This is a genomic window from Bombella dulcis, assembly GCF_026385505.1.
GTDB classification, from domain to species: Bacteria; Pseudomonadota; Alphaproteobacteria; order Acetobacterales; family Acetobacteraceae; genus Bombella; species Bombella dulcis.
In genome coordinates, this window is the sequence record NZ_JANIDV010000001.1 from 315,395 (window position 1) to 332,193 (window position 16,799).

The 16,799-nt window shown below is 59.0% G+C and carries 16 protein-coding genes; 9 read left to right on the top strand and 7 right to left on the bottom strand.

Translation table 11 applies throughout. The annotated features are described in order from the left end of the window. Window positions 1–23 precede the first annotated feature (23 nt). The 3 genes from NQF87_RS01415 to NQF87_RS01425 all read left to right on the top strand — a co-directional run bounded on the left by NQF87_RS01415 (window position 24) and on the right by NQF87_RS01425 (window position 4,165). Window positions 24–1,337, top strand: coding sequence for an RsmB/NOP family class I SAM-dependent RNA methyltransferase (locus NQF87_RS01415; protein WP_266126636.1), 1,314 nt, complete (start codon window positions 24–26; stop codon window positions 1,335–1,337). A 151-nt stretch (window positions 1,338–1,488) separates the two neighbouring features. Beyond that, the gene (locus tag NQF87_RS01420; protein ID WP_266126637.1) at window positions 1,489–3,339 is read left to right on the top strand and encodes a cation:proton antiporter; all 1,851 of its coding nucleotides are present in this window, start codon (window positions 1,489–1,491) and stop codon (window positions 3,337–3,339) included. A gap of 121 nt (window positions 3,340–3,460) precedes the next feature. Beyond that, complete coding sequence (locus NQF87_RS01425) at window positions 3,461–4,165, top strand: response regulator transcription factor (RefSeq protein ID WP_266126638.1); 705 nt, start codon at window positions 3,461–3,463, stop codon at window positions 4,163–4,165. A gap of 78 nt (window positions 4,166–4,243) precedes the next feature. Here NQF87_RS01425 and NQF87_RS01430 read toward each other — a convergent pair whose 3' ends face one another. Next, window positions 4,244–5,038 carry an exodeoxyribonuclease III gene (locus NQF87_RS01430; protein WP_266126639.1) on the bottom strand — a complete coding sequence of 265 codons (795 nt, stop codon included), beginning with the start codon at window positions 5,036–5,038 and terminating at the stop codon, window positions 4,244–4,246. Window positions 5,039–5,152: 114 nt separating this feature from the next. Here NQF87_RS01430 and NQF87_RS01435 point away from each other — a divergent pair, with 114 nt between their 5' ends. The 5 genes from NQF87_RS01435 (at window position 5,153) to rpmG (ending at window position 10,492) form a co-directional block, all read left to right on the top strand. Then, window positions 5,153–6,169, top strand: coding sequence for a dipeptidase (locus NQF87_RS01435; RefSeq protein ID WP_266126640.1), 1,017 nt, complete (start codon window positions 5,153–5,155; stop codon window positions 6,167–6,169). A gap of 306 nt (window positions 6,170–6,475) precedes the next feature. Further along, window positions 6,476–8,353 (top strand): excinuclease ABC subunit UvrC, encoded by a 1,878-nt coding sequence (gene uvrC, locus NQF87_RS01440; protein ID WP_266126641.1) that lies wholly within the window; start codon window positions 6,476–6,478, stop codon window positions 8,351–8,353. A gap of 45 nt (window positions 8,354–8,398) precedes the next feature. Next, on the top strand, window positions 8,399–8,965 hold the full coding sequence (gene pgsA / locus NQF87_RS01445) for a CDP-diacylglycerol--glycerol-3-phosphate 3-phosphatidyltransferase (protein WP_266126642.1): 567 nt from the start codon (window positions 8,399–8,401) through the stop codon (window positions 8,963–8,965). Window positions 8,966–9,060: 95 nt separating this feature from the next. Next, window positions 9,061–10,152 carry a hypothetical protein gene (locus tag NQF87_RS01450; protein WP_266126643.1) on the top strand — a complete coding sequence of 364 codons (1,092 nt, stop codon included), beginning with the start codon at window positions 9,061–9,063 and terminating at the stop codon, window positions 10,150–10,152. A gap of 172 nt (window positions 10,153–10,324) precedes the next feature. Beyond that, window positions 10,325–10,492, top strand: a complete 168-nt coding sequence (gene rpmG, locus NQF87_RS01455) for a 50S ribosomal protein L33 (protein ID WP_043561310.1) — start codon at window positions 10,325–10,327, stop codon at window positions 10,490–10,492. 95 nt (window positions 10,493–10,587) lie between these two features. Here rpmG and NQF87_RS01460 read toward each other — a convergent pair whose 3' ends face one another. After that, on the bottom strand, window positions 10,588–10,911 hold the full coding sequence (locus tag NQF87_RS01460; RefSeq protein WP_266126644.1) for an FtsB family cell division protein: 324 nt from the start codon (window positions 10,909–10,911) through the stop codon (window positions 10,588–10,590). 168 nt (window positions 10,912–11,079) lie between these two features. Continuing rightward, window positions 11,080–12,363, bottom strand: a complete 1,284-nt coding sequence (eno, locus tag NQF87_RS01465; RefSeq protein ID WP_266126645.1) for a phosphopyruvate hydratase — start codon at window positions 12,361–12,363, stop codon at window positions 11,080–11,082. Window positions 12,364–12,475: 112 nt separating this feature from the next. Between eno and NQF87_RS01470 the strand changes: the two genes are divergently transcribed. Further along, a complete protein-coding gene (locus NQF87_RS01470) occupies window positions 12,476–12,958 on the top strand; it encodes a DUF3429 domain-containing protein (RefSeq protein ID WP_266126646.1) in 483 nt (160 codons plus the stop codon). Window positions 12,959–12,979: 21 nt separating this feature from the next. Here NQF87_RS01470 and kdsA read toward each other — a convergent pair whose 3' ends face one another. The 4 genes from kdsA to tpiA all read right to left on the bottom strand — a co-directional run bounded on the left by kdsA (window position 12,980) and on the right by tpiA (window position 16,653). Further along, window positions 12,980–13,804, bottom strand: coding sequence for a 3-deoxy-8-phosphooctulonate synthase (kdsA, locus tag NQF87_RS01475; protein ID WP_266126647.1), 825 nt, complete (start codon window positions 13,802–13,804; stop codon window positions 12,980–12,982). Next, a complete protein-coding gene (locus tag NQF87_RS01480) occupies window positions 13,801–15,444 on the bottom strand; it encodes a CTP synthase (protein WP_266126648.1) in 1,644 nt (547 codons plus the stop codon). Before NQF87_RS01480 ends, kdsA begins: the two co-directional genes overlap by 4 nt. A 72-nt stretch (window positions 15,445–15,516) precedes the next feature. Continuing rightward, entirely contained in the window at window positions 15,517–15,840 is a 324-nt protein-coding gene (secG, locus tag NQF87_RS01485) for a preprotein translocase subunit SecG (RefSeq protein ID WP_266126649.1), read from the bottom strand. Window positions 15,841–15,858: 18 nt separating this feature from the next. Then, window positions 15,859–16,653: a triose-phosphate isomerase gene (gene tpiA, locus NQF87_RS01490; protein WP_266126650.1), complete on the bottom strand. Its 795-nt coding sequence runs from the start codon at window positions 16,651–16,653 to the stop codon at window positions 15,859–15,861. Between the last annotated feature and the right edge of the window lie 146 nt (window positions 16,654–16,799).

A 16,799-nucleotide genomic window follows, 5' to 3' on the forward strand; every position in this document is an offset into this window, starting at 1 on the left:
GGGAAACAGAGTAGGCGGGGGCCATGACCCCCGCTGCTCGTCTTTCTGGTGCGATTGATCTGCTTTGTGCGATCCAGAACGCACCGCACCGTCCGGCTGATGCCGTAGCCAACAATTTTTTCCGTGAACGCCGCTATATTGGTGGTGGCGACCGCAGGGCCATTTCCACTCTCGCGTGGGACGTGCTGCGGGCATGGCGGCGGCTGCACTGGCATCTGCGGGCGGACCTGCGCTACCGGGATGAGGACATTTCCCCACGGCTGCTCTGTGCGGCCATGCTGCATTTTGTCGGGCAGCCTTTTTCTTCCATTCAGGCCCTTTTCAGTGGTGAGCGTTATGCGCCTGCCCCCCTGAGCGAGCGTGAGATGATCATGCTGGAGGCTCTGGAAGGGCAGGAGATCAGCAGTGAAAAACAGTCCCTTCCAGTGCGTCTGGAATATCCGGACTGGCTGCACCCTTATCTGGAAGAGGATTTCGGTGACCGTCTGGAAGAAGAAATGCGTGCCCTCATGGGGGCACCTTCACTGGACCTGCGGGTAAATCTGCTCAAGGCCACACGGGAGGAAGCCCTGCACCGTCTCAAGCGGGAGGGTTTTCACGGTGAGCCGACGGCCCTCTCCCCGTGGGGTATCCGTCTGGAAGGACGTCAGCCGGTCACGGCGGCCGCCCTGTTCCGGGAAGGAATGGTGGAGATTCAGGATGAGGGAAGCCAGCTGATCGCTGCTGCCGTTGATGCCAGGCCGGGGCAGAGATTGCTGGATTACTGCGCCGGGGCTGCCGGAAAGACGCTGGCCCTTGCCATGACGATGGAGAATAAAGGGCAGCTCGTCGCCTGTGATGTTTCCCGCGTGCGGCTTGATGGAGCCACGAAACGCCTCCGTCGGGCGGACGTGCATAACGTGACCCGCCATCTGCTGAGTGAGGGTGACAAATGGACGAAGCGGCGGGAAGGCCAGTTTGATACGGTTCTGGTCGATGCCCCCTGTTCCGGTACGGGGACATGGCGGCGCAACCCGGATGCCCGTCTGCGCCTGACAGAAGAGGATATCAGGGAACTCTGCGTCAAGCAGGCTGCCATTCTTGATATTGCGGCCCGTCTCGTCCGTCCGGGCGGAAAGCTGGTTTATGCGACCTGCTCCCTGCTGGGTGTCGAGAACCGGAAACAGATTGAATCCTTCCTGAAGAGGCAGACCCATTACAGCCTGCTGCCTGCCGAAAAACGCTCGGCCCTCCTGCCGGAATCCCTGCGGCAGGAGGCTCTCTTCTCCCTGACACCGCATGGTTTCGGGACGGACGGTTTCTTCGTGGCCACGATGGAGAAGGCGGCACAGGGCTGACCCTGGGCGGAGGGGGTGGTTATCCAGTCTGTAGCCTGACGGTAACGCAGATTTGTGCATCTGGCATGAAAATGGCTACTATCTGATGGTGGCCTTCCCGCCCGCATCGTGGGGCAGGAGGTTCTGTCTGACTGGAGGAAATAGATCCCCTATGGCCTATGATGTTCTCTTCGGGGTGGTGCTGACATTCGGGGCGGGTATGCTGGCGCAGTGGGTGGCATGGCGTCTGCGTCTGCCGGCCATCGTGCTGCTGTTTGCCATGGGGCTGCTTTTCGGCCCCGTGCTGGGCTGGCTGCACCCTTCAGAAACACTGGGCCATGCATTCCGCCCGCTGGTCTCCATGCTGGTGGCCCTGATCGTCTTTGAAGGCGGCATGGTGCTGGATATCCGGCAGCTGCGGGAGGCGGGGCAGGGTGTGGCCCGCCTGACGATGGTGGCCCTGCCCATCAACTGGATATTGGGGGCACTGGCCGCCCATTATGTCGCCCATCTGGAATGGGGAACCTCTTTCCTTTTCGGTGCCATCATCGTGGTGACGGGGCCGACGGTCATTCTTCCCCTGCTGCGGAGTGCCAAGCTTCACCCCCGTGTGGCGGCGTTCCTGCGGTGGGAGGCGATCGTCAATGATCCGCTGGGGGCCATTCTGGCCGCCGTGGTCATGCAGATCATGCTCCTGCATGTGGACCTGCACAAGCAGCTCTTCTTTGTTCATACATTGCCGGACATGCTGGTGGCAGGGGCGATCTCCGTGGCAGCGGGCATTTTGCCAGCTTATCTGCTGCGCTATCTCTTCACGCGGGACCTGATGCCGGAGCTGCTGAAGGTGCCGGTCATGGTCACGCTGGCTCTGGTCATTTTCGAGGCCTGCACGCTGGCGATGGAAGGGGCAGGCCTGATTGCCGTGACCGTGTTCGGCATGATGCTGACCAACCTGCATATTCCCGGCCTGAACGAGCTGAAACGGACCAAGGAATCCCTCGTCGTGCTGATGGTGTCCGTCCTGTTCATCCTGCTGACGGCGGACCTGCATCGTGCCGTGCTGGCCAGACTGTCCATTCCCATCCTGCTCCTGACACTGGTCGTGCTGTTTGTCGTCCGTCCCCTGTGCATTTTTCTGGCCACGCTGGGCACAAGCATAAGCTGGCAGGAGCGGATTTTCGTGGGCTGGATCGCCCCACGGGGCATTGTTGCGGCAGCCGTGGCGGGTGCGGCGGGCATCAAGCTCTCGGAGGCGGGCTATGCTTCGGCTGATCTCGTCATGCCTGCCGTTTTCTGCGTGATTGCCGTGACGATGATCTGTCATGGCTTCTCCCTTGGCCCGCTGGCCCGGCGTCTCCATCTGACACTGTCGAATGAGCCTGCCCTGGTCATTCTGGGTGGCAATTCATGGTCGATCGATCTGGCCGCCTGCCTGAATGAAGAGAAGGTGCCCGTGCTGGTGGTGGATACGACCGCCCAGGAACTCATGCCCGCTGCACGGCGTGGGGTGCCTGTCCTCAAGGCGGAGCTGCTGTCCGCCGCAGGGCAGGAAGCTCTGGAAGAACGGCCTGCCGATTACCTGATCGCCACGACGGGGGATGCCATCTATAACGGCATGGTCTGCGGGCACATGGCTCCTCATATGGGGCGGGAAAGGGTCTATCAGGTCAGCCCCGGTGTGGCACGGCTGGACCTGTATCGTGGCCTGTCCCGTGATGCCCGGGGCAAGGTACTGGGTGAACCGGGCTGGAACTATACCTTCTTCGATACGCTGTTCAGCCGTGGCTGGCGTTTTGTCAGTGCGACCGTGACGGAAGCGACGCTTGATCTGTTTGACAGGGAAGAGAACCGGCTGGACCTGCTGATTGTCCGTCGGGGTACGGGCATCTTCATACAGTCGGCGGAAGACCGTGCCCGGACCATGCCGGTTGTGGGGGACCTCGTCATATCCATGAAGGCCCCTGAAGTGCGTGATCCGGCGGCAGACGCAAAAGAGGAACCAGAGCTGCGTGCAGAGACATAGTGTTCGGCGATCATTCGGGTTAGGGTAGTACCCTATAGGAATGATGATCCCTTCTGTCCGTCTGCCCGTGGGTAGCTGGAGAGGGGGATTTTGAGCGCACTACGGACAGGATTTTTGGGACATGAATGCTCATCACTCAATACTGATTGTTGACGATGATGATGCTTTGCGTCTTCTGCTGGCTGAGCAGCTGGAAGAGGATGGAGCGTACCGGGTTGAACAGGCTGCCACTCTTGCGATCGCAGGGGAGGTCATGGACCGCTCCACTGGCGGACGGATTGATATTGTCCTGCTGGATGTAAATCTTCCTGACGGGGATGGCCGGGATTTCTGTGCCAGGCTGAGGCATAAGGGCATTCATATTCCCATCATCATCATGACAGGCTCCCATGATGAGGATGACGTGATCCGGGGGCTGGATGCCGGTGCGAATGACTATGTTGCCAAGCCCTTCCGCATGGGGGAGCTGAAAGCCCGCCTGCGGGCGCAGCTGCGCCTTTTTGAAAATAGTGAAGATGTCGTCTTTGACATTGGCCCCTATGTGTTCCAGCCGGCGAGAAAGCAGCTGACAGACCAGAAAAAAGGCCAGCGGATCCATCTGACGGAAAAGGAAACGGCCATCCTGAAATATCTTTACCGTGCGGGTGGCCAACCGGTGGAGCGGGAGGTGCTGCTGCATGAAGTCTGGGGCTATCATGCTTCGGTGACGACCCATACGCTGGAGACCCATATTTACCGCCTGCGGCAGAAGATCGAACCCGATCACGGGCGGGCGGGCATCCTTCTGACGGAAGGGGGCGGTTACTGCCTCAATCCCGACCTCTGAAACGCTCAGATATTTCAGCATGTAGAAGGCTGGCGGAGAGACCCCGCCAGCCTTTCTTCTAATGTGTCATTCTGTCTTTTAGAGGGCAATATCCATCAGGACAGGCACATGGTCGGATGGTGAGGCCCAGTCCCGGACCGGGCTGAGAACATCAATGCTCTTCAGGCCGGGAAGGATGTCCGGTGTTGCCCAGACATGATCCAGGCGGCGGCCCCGGTTGGATTTTTTCCAGTCCCGGTTACGGTATGACCACCATGTGAAGAGCTTTTCAGGCTCCGGAATGGCCTTCCGCATGGCGTCTTCAAACCCGGTTCCCAGCCAGTCCAGCAGGCGGGATGTTTCCGGTGGTGTATGGCTGACGATTTTCAGGAGCTGGCGATGGCTCCAGACGTCATGCTCCAGCGGGGCGATGTTGAGGTCGCCCACCAGAATGCTCCGCCTGGGGGGATTGGCTTTGAACCAGTCTGTCGCTTCCTCAAGGAAGGCGAGCTTGTGGGCGAACTTGTCATTCTCCTGAGGATCAGGAATGTCGCCACCGGCAGGCACATAGAAATTATGGATGGTCACTGGCCCTGACGGTGTCTGGACGTCCGCTGCCACGTGGCGGCAGTCCGTCCTGCCGCACCAGTCTGGCGTATCGGGCACAGGGGCCAGCGGTGTGCGGGAAAGGATGGTGACTCCATTGTAGCTTTTCATGCCACGGTAGAGCTGGTGGGGAAAACCCAGATCAGCCAGAGCATCCTGCGGATAGAGCGGGTCCGGTACCTTGGTTTCCTGAAGGCAGATGACATCAGGGGCCTGCTCCTCGATCAGACGCTGGAGCAGAGGCAGCCGGAGGCGGAGTGAATTGATGTTCCATGTAATAAGGCGCATGTCTCCTGATCCCCTCTCGGGCAGGAAATTTCAAGGGATGATCTTGCGATTGACCGGTTTTACGCCAATCTGGAAAGGATGAATAAAGAAAGCACCCCGCCCATGCCCGTCCTCATGATTGACACTCACATTGATATTCCGTGGGAAGAAAAGACGGCGGACGGCCTGCCCGACTGGCGGAAGCGGGATCAGGCGGACATTGCCATGAGAGAGGCGGAACGCCGTTTCACCATCCCCAAGGCAGAGGCCGGGGGACTGGGGGCGGCCTGTCTGGCAGCCTATACGCCCCAGGCATCTCTTGACAACGCAGGGCATGACGCCGCCTGGCGGCGGGCACGGGCCATGCTGGAGGCCATGCAGGAGATGGTGCCGCTTCATGTTCCCGGTCGGGCTGTCCTGTGCCGGACGGCGCAGGAGGTGCGGCAGACGGCGGAAGCCGGGAAGGTGGCTCTGGTACCGGTCATGGAGAATGGCTACCCGCTGGCGGATGACCCGTCCCGGATCGGTCATCTCGCCAGGCGGTATGGCGTGCGCTACATGACCCTGACTCATAATGGCCACAACCTGCTGGCGGATTCAGCCGTTGTCCGACAGGGGCGGGAAGAGGCTCATGGCGGTCTGTCTGCTCTGGGGCGGGAGGTCATAGGGGAGATGAACCGGCACGGTGTGCTGGTGGATGTTTCCCACGCTTCACGCAGGACCATGATGCAGGCCGTGGAGGTCTCCACGGTTCCGGTCTTTGCCAGCCATTCCTGTGTGCGTGCCCTGTGTGATCATCCCCGCAATCTGGATGACGGGCAGCTTGATGCCCTGAAGGCCAGTGGGGGTCTGATCCAGATAACGGCAATGGCTCCATTTTTGCGTCGTGGAGGTGGAGGAACGCTGGCCGACTTTGTGGAGCATGTGCTGTATGTTACCCGCAGGATTGGTGTGGAGCATGTCGGCATTTCATCCGACTTTGATGGCGGTGGCGGGATAGAGGGCTGGCAGGATGCCAGCGAGACGCATCATCTGCCTGTGGCACTGGAGCGGGCAGGGCTGGATGGAGCCGAGATTCGGGCCATATGTGGTGGAAACATGCTGCGCCTCATGGAGAGTGCAGAGAAGGAAATTTTCGAAAGTCAAACATAAAAGTCTCCTTCTGAAGGATTTTGTAACTTTTTTTGCCCACTAATTTTTTCAGAAACAGGATTGACAGTCATTATGCTCTCCGGGGGGCAGGAGGGAGAGAAGGGGCAGGGAAAAATCTTTCACAACTTCTTATTTTTCAATGGGTTGCTCCATGTGCCTAAAAAATGGGCAATCTAGCAAAAAAGAAGAGAAACCCTGTGCTGTGTGCTTTTACCCTTGGAGTATTCACAGCTTTTTCCACAGGAATGGTGGATGAGTGTAAAAGGGTTGTCATGATCACAGGAAACTGGCGGAAAACCAAGAGAAATGGCTGATACACCCCATGGCGTCGTTGCGATTCGGAAGGCTCTGAAGACGATTCCCGACAGTCCCGGCGTGTATCGGATGCTCAGTGCAAAGGGGGAGGTGCTGTATGTCGGCAAGGCCCTGAATCTGAAGAAGCGTGTCACCTCCTATACGCATGTGGCCCGTCTGCCGGAACGGCTGAGGCTCATGGTGTCCCTGACGGTCAGCATGGAGATCGTCGTCACCCGTACCGAGGCCGAAGCCCTGCTGCTGGAAGCCAACTACATCAAGCGGATGAAGCCCCGCTTCAACATCCTTCTGCGGGACGACAAGAGCTATCCGTGGCTTCTGCTGAGTGGGGATCACGCTTATCCCCGCCTGATGCGTCAACGGGGGAAACCCGTCAAAGGGGCGACCTATTGGGGGCCTTTTGCTTCGTCCAGAGCCGTGGACCAGACCATTCAGGTCATCCAGAGAGCCTTCATGCTGCGGACCTGTACGGACAGCGTGTTTGAATCCCGCACACGGCCCTGCCTGCTCCATCAGATCAAGCGGTGTTCCGCCCCCTGTGTGGACCGGATCAGCCCTTCCGAATATCAGGGGCTTGTGGAACAGACGAAGGAATTCCTGAGTGGTGGAGGCCGGGAGCTGCAGCAGCGTCTGACAGCGGAGATGGAAAAAGCCTCGGAAGACATGGCCTTCGAGCGGGCGGCCCTGATTCGGGACCGTATCCGGGGCTTTGCCAATCTGCGGGCGTCAGGGACCATCAATCCCATCAGCATCCGTGAGGCCGATGTGGTGGCTCTCTGGCAGCAGGCCGGACAGAGCTGCATACAGGTCTTTTTTATCCGTGGGGGGCGGAATAACGGCAACCGGGCCTTCTATCCCCGGCATGGGGCGGATGAGCCAGCCGCTGATGTTCTGGCGGCCTTTCTGCTCCAGTTCTATGAAGACAAGCAGCCCCCCCTGCAGGTGCTGACCAGCAGCGAACCTTCGGAACAGCCCCTGCTTGCCGAAGCCCTGAGCCTTCAGAGGGGGCAGAAGGTGCAGCTGCTCCAGCCGCAGCGGGGCGAAAAGAAAGCCGTGCTGGATCATGCCGTTCTTAATGCCCGGGAAGCTCTGGAACGGCGGCTGGCTGAAACGGCCGGGCAGGCCGTGCTGCTGGAGAAAGTGGCAGAACTGTTTGACCTGCCCGCACCGCCCCGGCGGATCGAGGTCTATGATAACTCGCATCTGATGGGGCAGGCCCCTTATGGGGCGATGGTTGTTGGCGGGCCGGAAGGCTTCGTGAAGCGGGCTTACAGGAAATTTTCCATCCGTGGTCCCGTGGCTCCGGGTGACGATTTCGGCATGATGAAGGAGGTCATGAGCCGCCGTTTTGCCCAGCTGAGCATGGAGGATGCAGGCAGTGACACCTGGCCGGACCTTCTGCTGATTGATGGTGGCAAAGGGCAGGTCCGTGCCGTGAAGGACATACTGGCCGGACGGGGGCTGTCATCCATTCCGGTAGTGGGCATTGCCAAGGGTGTGGACCGCAATGCGGGGCGGGAATGGTTCTTCGTGGAGGGGAAGGAGCCGTTCCAGCTGCCGGTGAATGATGCCGTCCTCTATTATCTGCAGCGGCTGCGGGATGAGGTTCACCGCTTTGTCATCACCACGCACAGGGCAGGGCGTTCCAGAGCCTTGACGCATTCCGGGCTGGATGATGTTCCCGGTGTCGGCCCTGCCCGCAAGAAGGCTCTTCTAACCCGTTTCGGCTCTGTCCGGCAGGTCCGGCAGGCTGCTCTGGAAGAGCTGGAACGTGTACCGGGAATTAATCGTGAAATGGCGCAGGTCATTTATGGATATTTCCATCCAGAATGGGTAAGAGAGCAGAGTGACGTCCTCGAAAAACCCTGACTGAGCACCGTGTTGGGGAGTGACCTTACCATATAGGGATATAAGGTGATCAATCTTCCCAATCTTCTCACGCTTTTCCGTATTCTTGTCATTCCGGTGCTCATCGGGTGTCTGGCAGCTGGTGGCCTGTGGGCGGATATGGCGTTTCTGCTTTATGTCGGGGCCTGCGTGACGGATTATCTTGATGGTGCTCTGGCCCGCCGGCAGGGGCTGACGTCAGACCTCGGCCGGATGATGGACCCCATTGCGGACAAACTCCTTGTGGGGGGGCTGCTGCTGGCTCTTGCCGGCATGGGGGGGCTGCGTTTCGGTTCGCTTTATGCGGCCATCCTCATCATGCTGCGGGAAATCCTGATCAGCGGGCTGCGGGAATATATGGCGTCCCGGAATGAGACGATCCCTTCCACCCGTCTGGCCAAATGGAAAACGGGGATGCAGATGGTGGCGATCGGTTGTCTCATTCTGGGCCAGGGGGCGGTCGGGTCTCTATATGACAAGGTGACATGGTACTTTGGCGTGACCGGAGCGGTGCTGCTCTGGCTGTCTGTCATTCCTACGCTTCTGACAGGGACAGGGTATCTCAGGGCGACTGTGGCACGGATGCGGGGATAGACTGATTTGAGATATCGGGTAGATCAATATAGTGGTGACGGGGGACTGGTTATGTTCTTCCATGATCGGGTTGTGACGGTTGCAAAGGGGATGGCATGAAGATCAGAGAAGGAAGCCTGAAGAAGGCAGGGGTTGTAATGTCCTTCTTTGCGGTGGGCTGCACTGGTTTTGCTGTCAGCTGTACAGGGCTGGACAGACATCTGAGCGGGACACTCAACCCATATGGGAACCCGAACACGCCCGATACCCGTAGCGAGACGGCCCAGCGTGTGCGTGGGGCGAAGGTGACGGCCACCCCTGTCGTGGCGGAAGATGGCGATGTCTGGCCCGGCCAGCCGGAGCCGGTACCCAGCCTCCGGGATGTCAGCCGCTCTGATGCGCATTTCATTGAAAAATGGCAGAAGGCCCGTCCTCAGCTTGATGCGGATCTGCGGCAGCAGCTTGGTGATGGGCAGGGCATGAGCGTCGGGGAAGACGTCAGCCAGCGTTATGGGTCCGGCAGGGATGTGATGCCGATTGGTAAACCCATTGCCTCTCATGTGAAGGATAATGCACCACCTTACATGGAGTCGGTGAATCGTGGCATTGTTGTCATTCCGAATGGCGATGGTACTGACACGCTGATCGCTCCGGATGGCAGCCTTAAGATTGTCAGCCACAGCAAGGCCGCCTTGTTCGAACATGCCAAGACATTCGGGCATGGTCATGGCAGTGATGGAACGGGAACAGGGGGAGCCACATACGCACAGCCTGATAACGGCTACGTGACTGAAGTTCCTCGTCATCAGCAGCATAATGATGCGCAAGAAGCCTCCCCTTCTAAGTCAACTTCACCGCATCTTAGAGCTGGTGGAACGGTTCTAAGGAGGCCTTATGATATGTCTACGAATTCGCCTATTGTAGCTACGGCTCCGCATTCACAGGCGAAGTCTCAGCCTATGATTAGGGAGGATCTCTCTACCAAGCATAAGGCACTGGTCCCAAAAACTAAGGCTGTTTCTGCAAAAAAGAGGCATCGTCTTAAGAAGAGAGAGCATTATTCTAAGAAAGGAGGTTCAACTTATATGGATGCCTTGGGCTCTGAAGTCCCTGTGCGTCATGCACGTTCTCATCATCATGCACGTTCTCATCATCATGCACGTTCTCATTATGATGATGGAGTGTACCAGTTTGACTGGGATAAGTAAGACTTATCCTGCGAGAAAAAGACTATAATCTGTCTCAATGGTGGTATCCTGTGCCTGAAAGGGCTTGACCTGAAAGGCACAAGGTATCATTGTTCCGCCCAGGTATAGGGGATGTGCTGCTCCGATAATGATGAAGCGGCGTCCCATCATGCGGCAGCAGTCCGAGGGTAATATGGCCAAGACAAACGTAATCATGATCCGTCTCGTTTCTTCCGCAGATACGGGCTATTTCTACGTCACGAAGAAGAACGCCCGTACGGCAACGGGCAAGATGGAAGTGCGCAAGTACGACCCGGTCGTGCGCAAGCACGTTGTCTTCCGCGAGGCAAAGATCAAGTAATCATCAGATCATCTGATGAAGAAGAAAGCGGCCTTGCGGGCCGCTTTTTTTGTGTCTTTGAATGAGGGATGGGGAGCCAGCTGAAGACGGGTTTCTCAGTAAAGGGCGTTCTTTTCCCCATAGGGAATGACCAGATCACCTTTGCGGCTGCTGTTGAGCATCACACGGCTACGCTCGTCAAGCATGTCCGGGTCGAGAGCATTCTCATTCAGGGCCATGACCCGCCGCCGCCATATGTCCTGCTCCTTGTGGGCATCCTGCAGGGCCGTCTGTGCTTCAGCCTGAAGCGTTTTCTGGTGCTGATAGGCGGTGATGCCCAGATCGCCATGCAGGGCGTTCCAGAGGAAATAGGCCGTCAGAAGCAGGAAGAGGAAGGGGGCGAATACGGCACCCAGCGCACGGCGCAGCAGAACGATCATGCAGTGGCTCCTCAGCGGTCATGATAATCGGAAAAACTTCTGACGATCATTTATAGGGCCTTCTGCTGCTGAGGCAAGACAGGCACCGGCATGAAAAAAGCCCCCATCCAGCGGATGAGGGCTTTTTCCGGTTGGCAGGTCAGTCGCCTGACCTGCCGTGGTCAGCTGTTACTTGCGGACCTTCAGGATGCTGTGACCGGCATATTTTGCGCTGTCACCCAGCTGCTGCTCAATGCGGATCAGCTGGTTGTACTTGGCCATACGGTCAGAGCGGGACAGGGAGCCTGTCTTGATCTGCCCGGTGTTCAGGGCAACGGCGAGGTCAGCAATGGTGCTGTCTTCCGTCTCGCCGGAACGGTGGCTCATCACGGTCGTGTAATGGGCACGCTGTGCCATTTCCACGGCGTGCAGGGTCTCTGTCAGGGAGCCGATCTGGTTCACCTTCACGAGCAGGGAGTTGGCAACGCCCTTCTCGATGCCTTCCTTCAGGCGGGCCGGGTTGGTCACGAAGAGATCGTCACCGACCAGCTGGATGCGGTCACCCAGACGCTCGGTCAGTTCCTTCCAGCCTTCCCAGTCATCCTCGGCCAGACCATCCTCGATGGAGACGATCGGGAACTTTTTGGTCAGCTCTTCCAGATAGGAGACCATTTCGCTGGAGGAGAAGCTCTTGCCTTCGCCCTTCATCTCGTAACGGCCGTTCTTGTAGAACTCGGAGGAGGCACAGTCGAGGGCGATCGTGATGTCCGTGCCGAACTTGTAGCCAGCGTCGGAAACGGCCTTCTCGATGTACTTCAGGCCTTCTTCAGTGGACTTCAGGTTCGGAGCAAAACCACCTTCGTCACCAACATTGGTGTTCAGGCCGTTCTTGTGCAGCTCTTTCTTCAGGCAGGCGAAGATTTCAGACCCCATGCGGATGGCTTCAGCAACGGAAGAAGCCCCCACCGGCTGGATCATGAATTCCTGGAAGTCGATGGCGTTGTCGGCATGTTCACCACCGTTGATGATGTTCATCATCGGGACCGGCAGGACATGGGCGAACGTGCCACCGATGTAACGGTAGAGCGGCAGGTCCAGTTCCTCGGCTGTGGCACGGGCCACGGCGAGGGACACGCCGAGGATGGCATTGGCACCAAGACGGCCCTTGTTCGGTGTGCCATCGAGGTCGATCATGGCCTGGTCAATGGCGATCTGGTTCTCGGACTCCATGCCGCGCAGCTTGTCGGCAATCTCCGTGTTCACGGCGTTGACTGCCTTCAGGACACCCTTGCCGTGGAAGCGTTTTTTGTCACCATCGCGCAGCTCCACAGCTTCGTGGGCACCGGTGGAGGCACCGGAAGGAACGGCAGCACGACCGACGACACCGGAGGCCAGTTCAACATCGACCTCAACAGTCGGGTTACCACGGCTGTCCAGAATTTCGCGGGCAATAATATCAACAATAGCGCTCAAGGGAATTCTCCTGACTCTATGCGGCGAACCCTGAACAGCCTATCATCAGGTAAGGCTAGGATCCGCTTTCGCTTTATTTCAGTCTCAAAATATGCGCTTGAGGTCAATTAAGATGCGACAATTTCCTGTCACGGCTGCCATGCTTGTTGCGCTTGGCGGCGTTTTCCCCCTCCTGGTGGGTGTGTGGCTGTTTCTGGTAGGGATTCTGACCGCACTGCCCCATCTCAGCCTGATCCTGCTGGCCTATGGGGGGTGCCTGCTGTCTTTCTATGGGGCCGTGCAGTGGGGGTTTCTTGTCAGCAAACCCACGATCATTCTGCCGAAGGGAGAAGGGCTGCGGGACAGGCGGGCACTCCTTCTGGGAGCTTTTGCCTTCCTGTGGGGCTGGCTGTCCCTCTGCGTCGGGCTGCTTGGAAATCTGAGGACCGGTTTCGGGCTGGAGGCACTCGGCTTCATTGGTGTCTTTGCGCTGGAACGAATCGCCAACCGCTGTGGTGACCTGCCACCGGGCTATTTCATGGTCAGGGCGGTCAGCACAGGGCTGTGTGTGGCGGGGTTCCTGCTCGCGCTGCTGTCCCCACAGGGACATTTCTGAACTCTGGAAAGAGTCCCCTGTTCAGAGGACGTCTTCCTTTACAAGCTGATCCAGCTTCCTGAGAGAGGACAGCAGGGCACGTATCTCCGAAAGGGGGATCATTGTCGGACCATCGCTGGGGGCCCTGTCCGGCTCCTGATGGGTCTCGATGAAAAGCGCACTGACACCGGTGGCAATGGCGGCACGGGCCAGAGGGGCTACAAACTCCCGCTGTCCCCCCGTGGCGGTTCCCAGTCCACCGGGCTGCTGGACGGAGTGGGTGGCGTCAAACACGACAGGGAAACCCGTCCGTGCCATGATCGGCAGGCCACGCATGTCATTGATGAGCGTGTTGTAGCCAAAGCAGGTGCCACGCTCGCAGAGCAGGATGCGCTCATTGCCAGTGGATTTCAGCTTGTCCACCACGTTCTGCATGTCCTGCGGGGCCAGGAACTGCCCTTTCTTGACATTGATGGCCCTGCCTGTCTTCCCGGCAGCCAGGAGCAGGTCCGTCTGCCGGCAGAGGAAGGCCGGAATCTGGAGAACATCCACGGCCTCTGCTGCCGGGGCGCACTGCTCCGGCGCATGAACATCCGTCAGGACGGGCATGTCGAAGCGGGAGCGGATGTCGGAAAGGATTTTCAGCCCTTCTTCCATGCCGATGCCACGGGCAGCCCGGACGGAGCTGCGGTTGGCCTTGTCAAAGCTGCTCTTGTAGATCAGCCCGATATCCAGCTCCTGACAGAGTGTGTGCAGGGCTTCGGCCATGAAGAAGGCATGGTCACGGGATTCAATCTGGCACGGGCCAGCGATCAGCCGGAAGGGCTGATCCTGACCAATGATGAACTTGCTAAGAGGGACGTTCATGCCCTCTGTTTCCGTGAAAGATGTTCCTTTTTTGCTGCTCCTACGAAGCCCACGAAGAGCGGGTGCGGATCGAACGGCTTGGAGAGCAGTTCCGGATGGTACTGCACACCGATGAACCACGGGTGATCGGGATATTCCACGACTTCCGGCAGCACGCCGTCAGGGGACATGCCGGAGAAGCGCAGGGACGTCTTTTCCAGAACCTCACGGTAATGGACATTGACTTCCCAGCGGTGACGGTGGCGTTCACGGATGTCCGTTCTGCCGTAGATTTCCGCCACACGGGACCCTTCGACCAGCCTGGCCGGATAGGCACCGACCCGCATGGTCCCGCCAAGGTCTCCGCCTTCACGGCGGCGCAGAAGTTCCGTGCCACGTGCCCATTCCGTCATGAGGCCGACCAGTGGCTCTTCCGTGGGGCCGAACTCCGTGGAGGACGCCTTCTTCAGTCCGGCAAGGGAGCGGGCACATTCAATCACCGCCATCTGCATGCCGAAGCAGATGCCAAGGAATGGAATGCTGTTTTCGCGGGCATAGCGTACGGCATTGATCTTGCCTTCAGACCCGCGCTCACCAAAACCACCGGGCACGAGGATGCCGTCCATGTCCTTCAGTAGTGCGTCGAGGTTGGCGGGGGTTTCCAGCTCCTCCGCATCAATCCAGTTCATGTGGACACGGACATCCTGGGAAATCCCGCCATGCAGCAGGGCTTCTGCCAGAGACTTGTAGCTGTCCAGCAGGGCCGTATATTTGCCGACGATCCCGATGCGGACCTCACCCTTCGGCTCCCGCACTCCACGGACAATCTTTTCCCAGCGGGAGAGGTCCGGGGCGGTCTCATGAGGCAGGCCGAAATAGCGCAGGACTTCACGGTCCATGCCCTGTTCGTGATAGGCGATGGGGCAGGCATAGATGGTGTCGACATCCAGGGCTGCAATCACGGCCTCGGGGCGCACGTTGCAGAAGCTGGCGATCTTCTGCCGTTCCGTCTGCGGGATGGGGCGGTCGGACCGGCAGAGCAGAATCTGCGGCTGGAGACCGACATTCTGAAGCTCCTTGACGGAGTGCTGGGTCGGTTTCGTCTTCAGTTCACCGGCGGACGGAATATAGGGCAGGAGGGTGAGATGGACACACATCGTGTTCTCATGCCCGAGATCATTACGGAGCTGGCGGATGGCTTCCAGAAAGGGAAGGCTCTCGATGTCGCCGACCGTACCGCCGATTTCGACCAGCACGAAATCATAGCCATCCGTATCGGTGACCACGGCTTCCTTGATGGCATCGGTGATGTGCGGAATGACCTGGACAGTTGCCCCAAGATAGTCGCCCCGGCGTTCCCGGGCGATGACATTGGAGTAGATGCGGCCTGTCGTGGTGTTGTCGGAGCGGCGGGCATGAACACCCGTGAACCGCTCATAATGGCCGAGATCAAGGTCGGTCTCGGCACCATCATCAGTGATGAACACCTCACCATGCTGATACGGACTCATCGTGCCCGGATCGACATTCAGATAAGGGTCCAGTTTCCTGATGCGGACCTTGTGCCCACGGGCCTGGAGGAGGGCGGCCAGAGCCGCCGAAGCAATACCTTTACCGAGGGAGGATACAACCCCACCCGTCACAAAAACAAAGCGCATCATGGGAGGCCCTTATATAGCGAAGAGGGGGGGAGGGAAAGCAGATTGTGCAGTCCGCTTTCCCTGAAGGCCGGATCAGGGATGCTGGGGTGTCTGGGCCGGTGCGGTGGAGCTGGCAGGCTGGCTGACCGGCGGGTGGGCCAGAATGTCACGGCCCGTATTGCCGCTGGAGGCACCACGGTTCAGCACGGCCAGACAGAGGCAGAGCACCATGAAGATGGCGGCCAGCACGGCCGTGCTGCGGGTCAGCAGGGTCGCCGTACCCCGGCCGGACATGAAGGAGCCAAGCCCCTGACTGCTGCCAACGCCGAGACCACCGCCTTCGCTACGCTGGATCAGGATAACGCCAATGAGGGCCAGGGCAACCAGAACAGTGAGGATAAGCAGTAATGTGGTCATGCAGTCAGGTCCAACAGGTTATGGGGAGGGCTGAGGCGTCGTCGCTTCAGCCGCAGCGTCGATGATGTCCAGAAAGCTCTGTGCTTCAAGGCTGGCACTGCCGACCAGCACCCCGTCCACCGCCTCGATGGACATGATGGAAGGTGCCTGAACGGAAGTGACAGACCCGCCATACAGGACCGGGACACGAATGTCATCTGTCATGAGCCTCATGGGCAGCAGGGCACGGATCAGGGTCAGCTTTCTCTGAAGCTCGTCACGGGAGGGCGTGATGCCGCTGCCGATGGCCCAGACAGGCTCATAGGCAAGGATTCCACGGAAGCCCCTGGTCAGTGACCCTTCGATCTGGGTGGAGAGGACACTGGCGGCCCGTCCTTCGTTCCGTTCGGCCAGATGTTCGCCGATGCAGACAATCGGTGTGATCCCGGCCGCCGTGGCCGCCTTGACCTTCTGGCGGATGATGGCGTCGGTCTCACCGTGGTTCTGGCGGCGTTCCGAATGGCCGAGAATGACATAGCGTGCCCCGAGGTCCCTGATCATCGGGGCGGAAATGTCCCCGGTGAAGGGGCCGGATGAGGCCGGGTAGCAGTCCTGCGCCCCCATGCCCAGCTGTTCGTGGGGCAGGCCGGTTTCCTTCAGGGCCTGATGGACGCCATCCAGCTGGGTGAAAGGCGGACAGATGATGGTGTGGAGGTGAGGCGGTGGCGGCGCATCCTTCAGACGGCGGGAAATGTCCCGTGCGAGCTGGAGGCCATGCTCGTGGCGAGCCTGCATTTTCCAGTTCCCAATGACGAATTTGGGTACGGTGGTCATTCTGCTCTCCCCGGTCGGCACGATGCATCTCTTCCGCCTGGGCGAAGTAAGGAACACGCCGTGCTGGTCAATCTGTGTCGGCATCTCTATGCTGGGGCAGCTTAGCGGGTTTCCTCTGCTAATGCTATTCTGCCATCAGTAAAGTG

Excerpts from the sequence above, each read along its gene's own strand:
- NQF87_RS01415 (WP_266126636.1), top strand. The coding sequence starts at position 24 with ATGACCCCCGCTGCTCGTCTTTCTGGTGCGATTGATCTGCTTTGTGCG.
- NQF87_RS01420 (WP_266126637.1), top strand. The coding sequence starts at position 1,489 with ATGGCCTATGATGTTCTCTTCGGGGTGGTGCTGACATTCGGGGCGGGT.
- NQF87_RS01425 (WP_266126638.1), top strand. The coding sequence starts at position 3,461 with ATGAATGCTCATCACTCAATACTGATTGTTGACGATGATGATGCTTTG.
- NQF87_RS01430 (WP_266126639.1), bottom strand. The coding sequence starts at position 5,038 with ATGCGCCTTATTACATGGAACATCAATTCACTCCGCCTCCGGCTGCCT.
- NQF87_RS01435 (WP_266126640.1), top strand. The coding sequence starts at position 5,153 with ATGATTGACACTCACATTGATATTCCGTGGGAAGAAAAGACGGCGGAC.
- uvrC (WP_266126641.1), top strand. The coding sequence starts at position 6,476 with ATGGCTGATACACCCCATGGCGTCGTTGCGATTCGGAAGGCTCTGAAG.
- NQF87_RS01450 (WP_266126643.1), top strand. The coding sequence starts at position 9,061 with ATGAAGATCAGAGAAGGAAGCCTGAAGAAGGCAGGGGTTGTAATGTCC.
- rpmG (WP_043561310.1), top strand. The coding sequence starts at position 10,325 with ATGGCCAAGACAAACGTAATCATGATCCGTCTCGTTTCTTCCGCAGAT.
- NQF87_RS01460 (WP_266126644.1), bottom strand. The coding sequence starts at position 10,911 with ATGATCGTTCTGCTGCGCCGTGCGCTGGGTGCCGTATTCGCCCCCTTC.
- NQF87_RS01470 (WP_266126646.1), top strand. The coding sequence starts at position 12,476 with ATGCGACAATTTCCTGTCACGGCTGCCATGCTTGTTGCGCTTGGCGGC.
- kdsA (WP_266126647.1), bottom strand. The coding sequence starts at position 13,804 with ATGAACGTCCCTCTTAGCAAGTTCATCATTGGTCAGGATCAGCCCTTC.
- NQF87_RS01480 (WP_266126648.1), bottom strand. The coding sequence starts at position 15,444 with ATGATGCGCTTTGTTTTTGTGACGGGTGGGGTTGTATCCTCCCTCGGT.
- secG (WP_266126649.1), bottom strand. The coding sequence starts at position 15,840 with ATGACCACATTACTGCTTATCCTCACTGTTCTGGTTGCCCTGGCCCTC.
- tpiA (WP_266126650.1), bottom strand. The coding sequence starts at position 16,653 with ATGACCACCGTACCCAAATTCGTCATTGGGAACTGGAAAATGCAGGCT.